The 12,828-nt window shown below is 51.9% G+C and carries 12 protein-coding genes and 1 pseudogene; 5 read left to right on the top strand and 8 right to left on the bottom strand.

Annotated features, from left to right (window positions below; genetic code table 11):
• Nucleotide 1: 1 nt before the first annotated feature.
• Nucleotides 2-1,219 carry a [FeFe] hydrogenase H-cluster maturation GTPase HydF gene (hydF, locus tag HRM2_RS00715; protein ID WP_012662522.1) on the top strand — a complete coding sequence of 406 codons (1,218 nt, stop codon included), beginning with the start codon at nt 2-4 and terminating at the stop codon, nt 1,217-1,219.
• A gap of 180 nt (nt 1,220-1,399) precedes the next feature.
• Here the strand turns inward: hydF and glgC are convergent, their stop codons facing one another.
• The gene (gene glgC, locus HRM2_RS00710; RefSeq protein ID WP_012662521.1) at nt 1,400-2,623 is read right to left on the bottom strand and encodes a glucose-1-phosphate adenylyltransferase; all 1,224 of its coding nucleotides are present in this window, start codon (nt 2,621-2,623) and stop codon (nt 1,400-1,402) included.
• A 125-nt stretch (nt 2,624-2,748) separates the two neighbouring features.
• Between glgC and HRM2_RS00705 the strand changes: the two genes are divergently transcribed.
• The gene (locus tag HRM2_RS00705; RefSeq protein ID WP_012662520.1) at nt 2,749-3,600 is read left to right on the top strand and encodes a transglutaminase family protein; all 852 of its coding nucleotides are present in this window, start codon (nt 2,749-2,751) and stop codon (nt 3,598-3,600) included.
• Between the two features lie 22 nt (nt 3,601-3,622).
• Here HRM2_RS00705 and HRM2_RS00700 read toward each other — a convergent pair whose 3' ends face one another.
• The 7 genes and pseudogenes from HRM2_RS00700 to HRM2_RS00680 form a co-directional block, all read right to left on the bottom strand.
• Entirely contained in the window at nt 3,623-4,858 is a 1,236-nt protein-coding gene (locus HRM2_RS00700; RefSeq protein WP_012662519.1) for an MFS transporter, read from the bottom strand.
• Between the two features lie 132 nt (nt 4,859-4,990).
• Nucleotides 4,991-5,128 carry a hypothetical protein gene (locus HRM2_RS28185; RefSeq protein ID WP_332306312.1) on the bottom strand — a complete coding sequence of 46 codons (138 nt, stop codon included), beginning with the start codon at nt 5,126-5,128 and terminating at the stop codon, nt 4,991-4,993.
• A gap of 60 nt (nt 5,129-5,188) precedes the next feature.
• A pseudogene (locus tag HRM2_RS28180) lies at nt 5,189-5,551 on the bottom strand (peptide-methionine (S)-S-oxide reductase MsrA); the annotation flags it as partial.
• A gap of 12 nt (nt 5,552-5,563) precedes the next feature.
• Nucleotides 5,564-5,746, bottom strand: a complete 183-nt coding sequence (locus tag HRM2_RS24825; protein ID WP_012662517.1) for a hypothetical protein — start codon at nt 5,744-5,746, stop codon at nt 5,564-5,566.
• A 336-nt stretch (nt 5,747-6,082) separates the two neighbouring features.
• Nucleotides 6,083-6,970: a zinc metalloprotease HtpX gene (locus HRM2_RS00690; RefSeq protein ID WP_012662516.1), complete on the bottom strand. Its 888-nt coding sequence runs from the start codon at nt 6,968-6,970 to the stop codon at nt 6,083-6,085.
• A 127-nt stretch (nt 6,971-7,097) separates the two neighbouring features.
• Nucleotides 7,098-7,919, bottom strand: coding sequence for an LBF_0142 family lipoprotein (locus HRM2_RS00685; protein ID WP_012662515.1), 822 nt, complete (start codon nt 7,917-7,919; stop codon nt 7,098-7,100).
• A 53-nt stretch (nt 7,920-7,972) separates the two neighbouring features.
• Nucleotides 7,973-8,197, bottom strand: a complete 225-nt coding sequence (locus HRM2_RS00680; RefSeq protein WP_012662514.1) for a hypothetical protein — start codon at nt 8,195-8,197, stop codon at nt 7,973-7,975.
• 296 nt (nt 8,198-8,493) lie between these two features.
• On the opposite strand from HRM2_RS00680, the gene speA reads away from it, so the two are divergent.
• The 3 genes from speA to nspC are packed head-to-tail and all read left to right on the top strand — an operon-like array spanning nt 8,494 to nt 12,787.
• Nucleotides 8,494-10,413: a biosynthetic arginine decarboxylase gene (gene speA / locus HRM2_RS00670; RefSeq protein WP_012662513.1), complete on the top strand. Its 1,920-nt coding sequence runs from the start codon at nt 8,494-8,496 to the stop codon at nt 10,411-10,413.
• A gap of 59 nt (nt 10,414-10,472) precedes the next feature.
• A complete protein-coding gene (locus HRM2_RS00665) occupies nt 10,473-11,651 on the top strand; it encodes a saccharopine dehydrogenase family protein (RefSeq protein ID WP_012662512.1) in 1,179 nt (392 codons plus the stop codon).
• Nucleotides 11,630-12,787: a carboxynorspermidine decarboxylase gene (gene nspC, locus HRM2_RS00660; RefSeq protein WP_012662511.1), complete on the top strand. Its 1,158-nt coding sequence runs from the start codon at nt 11,630-11,632 to the stop codon at nt 12,785-12,787. The genes HRM2_RS00665 and nspC overlap by 22 nt, the downstream gene beginning before the upstream one ends.
• The last annotated feature ends 41 nt before the right edge of the window (nt 12,788-12,828 follow it).

The raw sequence follows: 12,828 nt of genomic DNA, 5'->3' as shown, positions 1-12,828 counted from the left end.
CATGAGTACCCCCCCCCTGGCGGAAATGACCCGCATCGTCCTGGCAGGCGTCAGGAATGCCGGGAAATCCTCCCTTATGAACAATCTCTTCCAGAAAGATATCGCCATTACCTCGGAGACGCCGGGAACCACCACCGATCCGGTTACACGAAAAATAGAACTGGGCAAACTGGGGATGTGCGCCATTACAGATACAGCCGGTCTGGATGATGCAGGCGCCCTTGGAGAACAGCGGATACTAAAAACCAGAGAACGTCTGGAAACGGCGGATCTTATTCTCTTTGTCAGCCCGGGAGACAAGGCCCCCACCCCTGCAGAAAAGGAGCTGAAGAACTGGCTTCTTGAAAAAAATCTTCCCTGGATCGGGGTTATCAGCTTTAAAGATCTTCCCCGCCACGAAGAAAAAAAAACCTTCTTTGAGCAACAAGAGCAGATTGTTCTGGATAATACCATCGAGAAAAGCTGTCTGCCTCTGATCGAAAAAATGGAAAAACTGGAGAAGGAGATCCACCGAGAGATGACGCCCGTTGAGGGCCTGGTGCAGGAACAGGATCTGGTACTGCTCGTAACCCCCATTGATCTTGCAGCCCCGGCAGGCCGTCTGATCCTCCCCCAGGTGGAAACCATTCGAGACCTGCTGGATCGGGATTGTGCCGCCCTTATCGTAAAAGAGAGGGAACTGTACACCTTCTATCATAATATAGGAATCAAACCGGCCCTGGTAATCACGGACAGTCAGGTGTTTCATAAGGTTGCAGCAGATATCCCCGAAGATCAGCCGCTGACCTCCTTTTCAATCCTCTTTGCCCGTAAAAAGGGGGATCCCTCCCTCTTTATCCGAAGCCTTAACGCCTTGAAAAACTTTCCGCAAAAAGGGCGGGTCCTGGTAATGGAGGTCTGCTCCCACCACCGCCAGGCCGAGGACCTGGGAACGGTCAAGATCCCCCGTCTATTCCGGCAGCTGGTCGGATCCCAGGTGGAGTTTGGTCACACCCGAAAGGTGCCAAAAGATCCAGATGCATGGGATATGGTCATTCATTGTGCAGGGTGCATGATCACTCAAAAGGCCATGGATTCCCGCCTTGAAATATTCAGAGAAAAAGGGATCCCCGTACTGAACTACGGCCTTTTTCTGGCCTGGGCCAACGGTCTTCTTCCCCGGGCGCTGGAACCTTTTCCTGAATTGGCTGAACTCTTTTTGGAAAACAATCCCCTGTAACAGACCGAACAATGCTTTTAGTCAAGATGGGTGGGAATCATGGCGGAAAGATGTATGAATAGCACAAAGAACCGGGCAGTCTGGACAATGGATTAAAAACCATCGTCCCTCCGGTGGAACCTGGAGAAAGCCGCGGCAGGGCAGGGCAGGTGAGCGTTCTGCTTTGGTATCCGAGCGGCTTCAGGAGACAAAAACAAAATCTTTGGGTACGACAACAATTCCTTTTTCAGAAACGGTAAATCGATTTCGGTCTTTCACCAGGTCGTAACCAATCTGCTCTCCGGGGGGAATGCTCACGTTTTGATCAATAATACAGTTCTGCAATCTGGCACCTGTACCAACATGAACGCCACCAAACAGAATTGATTTTTCAATGATGGCGTTTTCATCAATAAAGATATCTTGAAACAATATGGAATGTCTGACACTGCCACCGGAAATTACAACACCACCGGCCAATATTGAATTAACGAATACGCTTTCAGCGCCAGAATTTCCGTTAATCGTTCTGGCAGGCGGAGACTGTGGCTGATATGTACGGATAGGCCAGTCTCGCTGATAAAGATTTAACGGTGGAAAGGGCTTCAGCAGATCCATGTTTGCCTGGTAATAGGCATCTAGTGTGCCCACATCCCGCCAGTAGCGATCAGGGGTGACCCTGCCCCGTGCTCCGCCGAATTTATAGGCCTGCACTTTATGGTGTTGCACCAGTCGAGGCAAAATGTCTTTGCCAAAATCGTGACTTGAAGCATCATTGTGCTGATCTTCCACCAATGCGCGGCTTAACAGTTTGGTAGAAAACACATATAACCCCATGGAAACCAGGGCTTTTTCTGGATTTTCAGGAAGGGGCGTAGGCTGTCCAGGTTTTTCCTCAAAGGCAATTATTTTGAGATCCGCATTGGTAACGACCACACCAAACGCCTTTGCTTCCTCAACAGGAACCTCCATACAGGCGATGGTGACATCTGCGCCCTGCTCTTGATGGGCGCTGAGCATTGCCGCGTAGTCCATCCTATAAATATGATCCCCGGAAAGGATTAAGGTATACTCGGCATTGCTGCGTTCCAGTAAATTCAGATTTTGAAAAATAGCATCGGCTGTTCCTTGATACCAATGTTCTCCACTATTCATCTGGGCAGGAACAGGCGTGATATATTCCCCTAACTCAGGATTAAAGATTGACCAGCCATCTCGAAGATGCTTGTTCAAGGAGTGGGACTTATACTGCGTTAAAACTAATATTCGACGCAATCCCGAATGCAGGCAGTTGGCCAGGGTAAAATCAATAATCCGGTACTTGCCGCCAAAAGGAACTGAAGGCTTGGAGCGGCTCGAAGTCAAAGGGTGTAACCGGGAACCTACGCCTCCAGCCAAAAGGAAGGTTAATGTCTGATTTTGCATGGTGGTATCCCTTTGCCTGTTAAAGATTGATTATTAATGATAACCTCAACTTTCGTTGATTTAACCCGTGGTGGACGGTCCCATAGGTGTTTCTTTATTCATACATAACAACATGCAGGTCAAATATGCAACGCTATAAAATTATTCATCGTACTTACTACAACTATTCTTGTGAGGTTACCCTTGGACCCCATACTTTGATTCTGCGGCCAAGGGAAGACCATGAACTGCGCATAGAACATTCTTCCCTAAAAACCACACCCCGGTCGACCCTGTACTGGCATCGGGATGTGGAGGGAAATTCAGTTGCGATTGCAAATTTCGATTCGCCCACGACCCAGTTGGTGATTGAGAGCGAAGTTATCATCCAGCAGTTCAATGAAACGCCCCTCGACTTTCTGGTTGCGGATTACGCAATGGGTTATCCCTTTAGGTATCAACCGGATGACAGGGTTTTGCTGTCTCCCTATATGGCATTACCTGGGCGGGAAACAATCGATGTGGTGAATAAATGGATTACCACTTTCTGGCAACCTGGCGACCCGATTCAGACCTACACGCTCTTACAGCGACTTGCCGCCCACATTTATAAAACATTGTCATACCAGGTGAGGGAGGAGCCTGGCGTACAAACAGCCCTGCATACACTGTCCTGCGGAACTGGATCTTGCCGTGATTTTGCTTTCCTCTTTATGGAAGCAGCCAGGTGCCTGGGACTGGCCGCACGCTTTGTGAGTGGATATCTCCACGCACCACGGATGTCCCATGTCATTGGCACGACCCATGCCTGGGCCGAGGTTTACCTGCCCGGCGCAGGATGGAAGGGATTCGATCCAACGATTGGTGAAATGGCTGGAATCGACCACATCGCCGTAGCCGTGGCAAGGTTGCCCGAATCGGTGCCGCCTGTCGCGGGATCATTCACTGGCGCCTCGGATTCTGTTCTTGATGTGGGAGTCTGGGTAAGCAAATGCTGATCAAGTCAGGTATCATCAACCGTCAAGGTTTGTTCCTGGCATGAACCCTTAAAAGCAGCACCAACCCTGAAAAAGCAGTCAATCCCATGGTGGCAAAGGTCAGTCCCCAGGAAAAGGGGCTGTTACCGCCCCCTGTCAGATCCAGAACCACCCCGACCACAATGGGGGAAAGCGAGGCGGCAGCAAATCCTGCCAGGGATTGAAGCGCCATGGTGGCGCCACGCCGGTCCGGATCGGCTGCAGTGATAACACCGGCATGGATGGCTGCAGAATCCCCCTGGAAGAAAAAAGTATAGGCAATGCAAAGGCAGACAAGCGCAGGAAATGGCAGGTCTGCCATAAATCCAATGCCCAGGCTGAGCAGGCCTGACACCGTCATGACAGCGGATACGATCCTGTGACGGCCAAATTTTACGGCAAGTTCACCAAACAGAATGCTGGCAAACATACCAGATATTCCAGCAACAGCCATGACCGTGGTTGGCGCCATGAACGGTGTGGAACCGGCGTGAAGCGTTATGGAAAAGGTCAGGAAAGCCACCATCCAGGAACGGGCGGCAAACATTTCCCACATATGACACATATAGGCAATGATGTAGGTTCTTGCCCCAGAATTCTGCCATACAGGCCTGAAATCCAGGGCGCTCAATATACCTGATAATGAACTTTCTTTTTTTTCAATGGGCATGGGAACCAGGATCATCAGGCACAGCAGCAGAACAAATCCGGAACATGCCCCAGCAATGAAAAATACCGGTTTCCACCCAAACCATTCAAAAATGACACCGGCATAATAAAAGGAAGCATTCAAACCCAGCCCGAAACAGGCCGTATAAAAAGAAATCGCCCGTGGCAGAAACGGTGCTTTAAGTCTATCGATAAGGACTTTTAAGCCCGGAATAAAGGTGCCGGCAAGGCCAATGCCACACAAGGCCCTGAAAACAATGGCGGTCCAGAACCCCTGACTGAAGATTCCAAATCCCAGATTGGCAATCATGCTTACAAAACAAGAGACAAGGTATATTTTCCGGGAATCAATACGGTCCGTCAAACTGGTTAAAACAGGGACGGCAATGGAATATCCGGCAAAATAGATGCCACTGATCCATCCTGCCTGGCTGTTTGTCAATGCCCACAGATCCATAAAATGGGGAAGCATGGCGGGAAAGGCAAACACGCCAAGCATACCAAGCACCTGTGCCATGCACATAACGGCGATAAGGGCAGCAGCTTTTGCCGGTGTTGAACCGGTTATCATGATCACCAATATTTATATCTTTTTATGTTTCTGGGCAAACCGTTCGTAAATACTTAAAAACCCATCAATATTTTTCTTTGATGGTAATGTGACGGTGCCCCCTGTTTTCCAACCTTTCTGTTTGTTTGACCCTTATTTATGAACAAGATCGGTCAGCAATTGCTTGCCCTCCGGACCCAACCCCAGGCTTTCGATTTCCATGGACAACTGATTCTGGTTACCATACCCCCCGGCATATCCATTAAGGCGGGCGGCAGCCGTGGACGCTATCAGGTCTTTGTGGTGGGGGTAAATATCCAGGATTCCCTTTTTAAGCGGGTGATGTTTTAAAAGATATTTCTGATGGTAATCTTCAGCCATGGTAAAAGAATGAAGCGGCACGATGGCTGTTTTTACGATTCTGCCTGTTTTTTTCTCCAGGATCTTTTTCGAATCCATTGCCAGCCTGCGTTGCTGTTCGTTATGAAAAAAAACAGCATTTTTATATTGCTGGGACCAGGACTGCCGGGAGGGTTGATGGCTGTCCCAGAAAACAGCCAACAGTTTTTCATATGTGATCTGCTGTGGGTCATAATCCACCTGCACGGTTTCAGTGTGATCACCCATTTTTTTGTACGTCGGAGCCACCATGGTTCCACCTGCATACCCGACACGTGTACGAACGACACCTTTGATTATCCCGAACCGGGATTCAGTTCCCCAGAATCAGCCCAACCCAAATGAGGCGGTTTCATAAACAGTTGGTTGGCCCATATCAATGGTTGGTCGGGTCATGGGATTTTTGTGGTTTCCACCCGGGTGCAGGCCTTTGGACAGGGCAGCCCCGGGACCCATGAATACCAACATTGTCCCAACCACTGCAAGCAGGTCATATTTCAAATTCTTCATGATCATTCTCCTTGAAAATTGGCAATAATAAATGTGCAGACATACTGACTTAAATATTATTGTGGGTACAATACGGATTACCGACCGCCTATCCTGAAAAAGACAAATGCATCTACTTTGGGTTCATCCTTTGCATTTATCGTTGGGCCCAAATCGCTTCAGGCTGGACAATCTCAAGTTTCGGTATTGCGGCATTGATCCGTCTTGTTCGCCAATAGTCATTTTTCGTTTGCAAATTATACCCTAAGCCAATGCCACACAGGCGCTGAATATAACACCGGCAAGTACAGCAGCTTTTGCCGGTGTTGAACCAGTTGGCGATATTTTGATGCACGATTATGGATAACAGTATCCTTCCTGCCCAAATTTATTAGATCGTCCGGGCATATAATTCATCAGGCGCCGGATGCGTTCACCTGTTGAGGGATGGGTATTGAGCCATACCAGCCCCTGATCCGGAGCCAGCCGGAAAAACCGCTTTAATCCATGTTGCCTGTAAACTTCAAGTTTATTCAGTGCCGAGGCCAGCATCAACGGATTTCCAGTCAGAAATGCGCTGCCCAGGTCGGCGTCAAACTCCCGGGTTCTTGACAGGGTAAACTGCAGCAATGTGCTCAATGCCGGTGCAAATATCAGCAGGGCCAGTGCCACAAGGGAAATCTCTACATCACTCAACAGTATCAACGGAAGGGAAAAGAGCAGAAGCAACTGCCCGGCAAGCGAGGCAAACTGGGTCAATAGCCCGAAAAGCGCAGCAAACCCCATGACCTTCATGTCATTGTTGCTGATATGGGAGATCTCGTGCCCCATTACTCCTGCAATTTCATCCAGATTCAGGACAGACAGAAGCCCCCTGGAAACGCAGATGGCAGGGTCTTCTGGGGTTCCCGCAGCAAAGGCGTTGAGGCGGGCTGAAGGATGATAGTAGAGCCGGGGCAGGGTTGTCAGGCCGGCGCGCTGGGACAATGTACCAGCGATTCCATGCAGCTGGGGCAGTGAACCAGGGGAAACCCGCCTTGCACCGGAGGCCAGCATGATGAGATGGGCCGGCACACGGGGAGTTAGAAAATATGACGCCACACTCAGCACAAGGGCAAACAGAAGGCCGGTAGTGCCGGCGATGGTCCAGCCCAGTCCGCCTAAAAGCGCCGCCAGCATCAATAGAATCAAGATGGTATGCATCAGATTTTTAAGTTTTTGATTTACCAGAAATCGCTTGTTCATTATATCACCTGCTTTTTGAACATTGTTTTAAACCAAGATAAGTTTAAAATATTACCAAGTCAACATTGCGCCTTTAGAGTAATGCAGCGTTTAAATCGGAACCCATGGGGTCAACCCCCTGAAAAGATTAATCCAGACCGCTGAATTCGATGTGATCAATCACAAAATAGTGATCAAAATCCGGCCCGGCCAGGTCACTGCCAATCCCTATCCAGAACGGCATGAGCATGCCCTGGACCTGTTTGTAATCGCGGTAATGAACAACGCCCCGGTAGGACCGGGAGAGTTTGCGCAGCGTGAATTCAACGTAGTCGATGCGGTTGGTACGGGTATTGATGTAGATCAGATACTGGTCGTATTCTGCCAGATCCCGGGTGGGCGGCCCTTGCGTGGCATAAACAACCCGGTAGGGAATGGTGTTGATTTCTGTCGTTCCCACCAGGGTCAGTGCCGGGTGGCGCATCAGGGTCTGGTGCCACTCCAGGTAGCACTGCAGCGGTCCCAGATACAGGGAGATGGAGGCACTTTTCCTGTGGCGCTTTCGGGTGCCGGTGCGTTCATAACTCTTTCCGTCAAACCCGATGGTCTGCCCTTTTTTTTCACCGTTCAAAAAGGTGAACTCAATCTGCTGACGGGAAAGCCCCAGGCGGGCATGAAATTGCTGAGTGTTCTCATCCAGGGGCGTCAGCCACCGAATGATGGTTGATTCCCAGACATCCGTGCCGGTCACTTCCATGGCTGAATGTTTCTGATAACGGCCCAGAGGGTCCATGGTCTGCAGTACTTCCCCCTGAAGCTGCTGTATGGATACGTCCCCGCCAAGGGGTTTAAAATCCTGCCTGCGCTCCGGTGAGTTCAGGTTTGCGGTGGAACAGCCGGACAAAATCAGGAGCATGATACCCATTACACACCCCGCCCCCGGCAATGATGCAACTCGTATCATGACCATAAAATTTCCCTCCTTATCCTATAAAAAAGCAGGCAGGCTCCTTTTTCTGTCCATCAGCCCGATGTATCCTGAACATGAACCCCCTTTTTTTTCAAGTCAGCCAAGATCTTTTTCAACTGACCTTTTGAACAATCATTGATGTTATAAACATTTTTAACGTTGTCCTTGAACAGCAGTACCAGGTGACCATCCTCGTTCAGGTACGCCGTACGGATATAATCCTGTGAGAGCCAGGGCTTAAGGCTCTCCAGAAAGTCTGTCATCATGCATGTTTCCATTGTCTGTCCCCCGCTTTTCAGTGTTGATCTGCGTTATTTTCCATAAAAATCGGCTGTATTAAAGGTATGACAGGGTTGCCCTGAATCAAGCTGCGATCGGTTAAATATGCTGAAAAGGGCGCCAGATCAAGGCAGGAATAGAACAGGAAGCCATGATCCGGGAAATCGCCATTGTATTTTTTTCCTTCAACTGTATGATGGTGGTTGCATTGATATATTTTTTTCTGTAAAAACGGGTCTCCGAAAATTTAATTGTTTTTTCACTGGCGGTGGGGCCGCTTTTTAAGGGATGAATCATGAATCAAAAAGATAAGCTGGAAAGGTGGACCATTGAGGATTCTGCCGATCTCTACCACATCCGGGAATGGGGAGTGGGATACTTTGATATCTCAGACAGCGGGGATGTGGTGGTTACCCCACTTCGAAACAACAAGGATATCTCAGTCAACCTGCCTGAAATCATCGCCGGCATCCAGGCCCGGGGGTATGACATGCCCGTCCTGCTGCGCATCGAAGATATCCTGGACTCCCAGATCACCCACATGCACGAAAGTTTTCGCACAGCCATCAGAACCTTTGACTACAAGGGAGAGTTCAAGGGGGTTTTCCCGATAAAGGTCAACCAGCAGAAACAGGTGATAGAGGCCATCACCAATATCGGCACCCAGTACCACCACGGCCTTGAGGCGGGCAGCAAGGCGGAACTCATTGCTGCACTGTCGTTTCTCAAGGACAAGGAGGCCTGCCTGGTCTGCAACGGCTACAAGGACCGGGAATTCATCGATCTTGGCCTCTATGCCTGCAAAATGGGCTACAAATGTTTTTTTGTCCTGGAGATGCCAAGCGAACTTGACCTGATACTGGAACGCTCCAGTGCCCTGGGAATCCGGCCCCTCATCGGCGTCCGCTTTAAACTCTCCACCCAGGCCGGAGGCCACTGGACAGAGTCCGCAGGGGACCGGAGCATCTTCGGCCTGTCCACCTCACAGATCATCGAGGTGATAGAGAAACTCAAATCCCTGGAGATGCTCGACTGCCTCCAGCTGCTCCACTACCACCTGGGGTCCCAGATATCCAACATCCGGGATATCCGCGCCTCGGTGCAGGAGGCCTGCCAGGTCTATGCCGGACTGGTCAAAGAGGGAGCAGCCATGGGGTATTTCGATCTGGGGGGAGGGCTGGCCGTGGATTACGACGGCTCCCACACCAACTACATGAATTCCCGGAATTACTCGTTGGAAGAGTACTGCGCCGACGTCATTGAGGCGATCATGGAGATCCTGGACGTGGATAAGATTTCTCACCCCAACATCATCACGGAATCGGGACGGGCCACGGTGGCCTACTACTCGATACTCCTGTTCAACATCTTTGACACCAACACCTTTGATCCGGAACCCCTGCCGGAAACCCTTGCCCAGGGAACCCCGGAAATCGTCGAAAACATAATGGAGGTCTTGACCAGCCTGAATCTGAGAAACATCCAGGAGTGCTACAACGATGCCCTGTACTACCGGGACCAGGCCCGCCAAATGTTCAAACTGGGAAAAATTTCCCTGAGGGAACGCTCCCTGGTGGAAAAGATCTTCTGGAACATCATCCATGCCGTGGGCGACAACATCAAGCACCTTAAATTTGTGCCCAAGGATCTCACGGGTATCGACATTGCCCTGTGTGACACCTATTACGCCAATTTCAGCGTATTCCAGTCCCTGCCGGACTCCTGGGCCATCGGGCACATCTTTCCCGTGATGCCCATCCACAGACTTGACGAAATGCCCACCCGGAACGCGATTCTGGCGGATATCACCTGTGACTGCGACGGAAAGATCGACCGGTTCATCGACCGCCAGGGAATTCGCCGGGCCCTGCGTCTCCACAAACCCAGGAAAGATGAAGATTACATCCTGGGCGTCTTTCTCGTGGGTGCCTACCAGGAAACCCTGGGGGATCTGCACAACCTCCTGGGAGACACCAACGTGGTGAGCATCCGGGTCAACCCGGACGGCAGTTACACCTTTGTCCGGGAAATCGAAGGCGATTCCGTGGCAGATGTCCTGTCCTACGTGGAGTACAGCCCCAAACGGATGACCCGCAGATTCAGGGCCACGGCCGAAGAGGCGGTCCGGGAGGATCTCATCTCTCCCCAGGAACGGCGGATGATCATGACCATGTACGAAGAGGGTCTCAGGGGCTACCCCTACTTTGAGAAATAAGGAAGACCTCTGTTTTCAAGAGATGAATACCAACCCATTAATTTTTACAGGAGGAAGCCATGGCCAGGGTAATGATAATCGGCGCCGGCGGCGTCGGTCAGGTGGTCGCCCATAAATGCGCCCAGGTTCCGGAGGTGTTTACCGACATTATGTTGGCCAGCCGGACCCGTTCAAAATGTGACAAGATTGCCGCCGGGATTGACCGGCATATCGAGACGGCCCAGGTGGATGCGGACAATGTGCCCGAGCTTGTGGCCCTGATCAACACCTTTAAGCCGGACCTGATCATCAACGTGGCCCTGCCCTACCAGGATCTCCATATCATGGACGCCTGCCTGGAAACCGGGGTGCACTACCTTGATACGGCCAACTATGAGCCCCTGGATGAAGCCAGGTTCTGCTACAAGTGGCAGTGGGACTACCATGAAAGATTCAAGGCAAAGGGACTCATGGCACTGCTGGGCAGCGGGTTTGACCCCGGGGTGACCAATGTGTTCACAGCCTGGGCAAAAAAGCACCACTTTGACCGCATCGACACCCTTGATATCATCGACTGCAACGCCGGGGACCATGGCCAGCCCTTTGCCACCAACTTCAACCCGGAGATCAACATCCGGGAGATCACCCAGAAGGGCCGGTATTACGAAGCAGGCAAATGGGTTGAAACCGAGCCCATGGCCCTCTCAAAGGATTTTGACTTCCCCGAGGGGATCGGACCCAAAAAGATATTTCTCCTCTACCACGAGGAGCTGGAATCCCTGACCCATCATTTTCCCGAAATCAAGCAGGCCCGGTTCTGGATGACCTTTTCAGAGGCATACCTGACCCACCTGAAGGTCCTGGAGAACGTGGGCATGACCCGGATCGATCCTGTGCTCTACGAGGGAAAAGAGATCGTGCCCCTGCAGTTCCTCAAGGCCCTCCTGCCCGACCCTGCCTCCCTGGGACCCCTCACCAAAGGCCGCACCTGCATCGGATGCCTGGTCAAGGGGGAAAAGGACGGGGCAGAAAAAACCTACTACATCTACAACATCTGCGACCATGAGGAGGTGTACAAGGAGGTTGGCTCCCAGGGCGTATCCTACACCACCGGGGTGCCGGCCATGATCGGTGCCCTGCTTATGCTCACAAAAAAATGGACGGGCAAAGGGGTTTTCAATATGGAAGAGTTTGATCCAGACCCCTTTATGGAACGACTCAACATTCACGGACTCCCATGGAAAGAAACGATCCTTTAAAATTTGACCCCTCCAGGGTGTCGACCCCGGGCTTTGTTGTGGACGCAGACTGCCTGCGCCACAACCTTTCGATCCTGGCCCGGGTCAAACAGGCGACCGGCTGCAGGATCCTCTTGGCACTCAAGGGGTTTGCCATGTTCCGGGTCTTTCCCCTTTTGAGAGAGACCCTGGACGGCGTCTGCGCAAGCTCCCCGGACGAGGCCCGCCTGGGCCGGGAAGAATTCTGCCGGGAGGTGCACACCTTTGCCGCGGCCTTCAGTGACGAACATATGGATGAGCTCCTCACCCTTTCCGACCATATTGTCTTTAACTCCTTTGGCCAGTGGAAACGGTTCAAAGCCAGGGTCCAGGCGGCCGGTCGCGCCATCTCCTGCGGCATCCGGGTCAACCCCGAGCACTCGGAAGGAACGATTCCCCTGTACGATCCCTGCGCCCCGGGTTCACGACTCGGGGTAAGGCGTGCCAATTTCGAGGCGGCGGAACTTGCCGGGATCTCGGGGCTGCATTTCCACACCCTTTGTGAGCAGGATGCCGATGCCCTTGAACGGACCGTAACGGCCTTTGAACACGGCTTTGGCCCATTCCTCAAGGGTCTTGCCTGGGTGAACTTCGGCGGGGGCCACCACATCACCCGGCCGGGCTATGACCTGGAACGGCTCTGCCGTGTAATCCGCCGCATACAAACCGATTACAACGTCACCGTCTACCTTGAACCCGGGGAGGCCGTGGCCCTCAATGCCGGGGTTCTGGTGGCATCGGTGCTGGATATCATCAACAGCGACATGCCCATCGCCATCCTGGACACCTCGGCCGCCGCCCATATGCCCGACGTCCTGGAGATGCCCTACCGGCCCCATGTGACGGGCAGCGGAGAACCCGGAGAGAAACAGCACACCTATCGACTGGCCGGGCTTTCCTGCCTTGCCGGGGATGTGATCGGTGAGTACAGCTTTGACCATCCCCTGAAAATCGGGTCCCGCCTGGTGTTCACGGACATGGCCATCTACTCCATGGTCAAGACCAACACCTTCAACGGGATAAGGCTTCCCTCCATATCCCTTTACGAGCCGGACACAGACTGTCTGGAACGGGTCCGGACATTCGGGTACCAGGATTTCAAGATGCGGCTGTCATGACAACAAACAGGGCAGGGGGGCATCCCGCGAGAGAAGCCCAT

The organism is Desulforapulum autotrophicum HRM2, from assembly GCF_000020365.1.
Classification (GTDB): domain Bacteria; phylum Desulfobacterota; class Desulfobacteria; order Desulfobacterales; family Desulfobacteraceae; genus Desulforapulum; species Desulforapulum autotrophicum.
Note: the sequence above shows the minus strand (reverse complement) of the source record. Positions and strands in the feature narration are given on the sequence as shown.

Bases quoted from the DNA above. Each gene is read 5' to 3' on its own strand.
- hydF (WP_012662522.1), top strand. From the start codon at position 2: ATGAGTACCCCCCCCCTGGCGGAAATGACCCGCATCGTCCTGGCAGGC.
- glgC (WP_012662521.1), bottom strand. From the start codon at position 2,623: ATGCAAAATCAGACATTAACCTTCCTTTTGGCTGGAGGCGTAGGTTCC.
- HRM2_RS00705 (WP_012662520.1), top strand. From the start codon at position 2,749: ATGCAACGCTATAAAATTATTCATCGTACTTACTACAACTATTCTTGT.
- HRM2_RS00700 (WP_012662519.1), bottom strand. From the start codon at position 4,858: ATGATAACCGGTTCAACACCGGCAAAAGCTGCTGCCCTTATCGCCGTT.
- HRM2_RS24825 (WP_012662517.1), bottom strand. From the start codon at position 5,746: ATGAAGAATTTGAAATATGACCTGCTTGCAGTGGTTGGGACAATGTTG.
- HRM2_RS00690 (WP_012662516.1), bottom strand. From the start codon at position 6,970: ATGAACAAGCGATTTCTGGTAAATCAAAAACTTAAAAATCTGATGCAT.
- HRM2_RS00685 (WP_012662515.1), bottom strand. From the start codon at position 7,919: ATGGTCATGATACGAGTTGCATCATTGCCGGGGGCGGGGTGTGTAATG.
- HRM2_RS00680 (WP_012662514.1), bottom strand. From the start codon at position 8,197: ATGGAAACATGCATGATGACAGACTTTCTGGAGAGCCTTAAGCCCTGG.
- speA (WP_012662513.1), top strand. From the start codon at position 8,494: ATGAATCAAAAAGATAAGCTGGAAAGGTGGACCATTGAGGATTCTGCC.
- HRM2_RS00665 (WP_012662512.1), top strand. From the start codon at position 10,473: ATGGCCAGGGTAATGATAATCGGCGCCGGCGGCGTCGGTCAGGTGGTC.
- nspC (WP_012662511.1), top strand. From the start codon at position 11,630: ATGGAAAGAAACGATCCTTTAAAATTTGACCCCTCCAGGGTGTCGACC.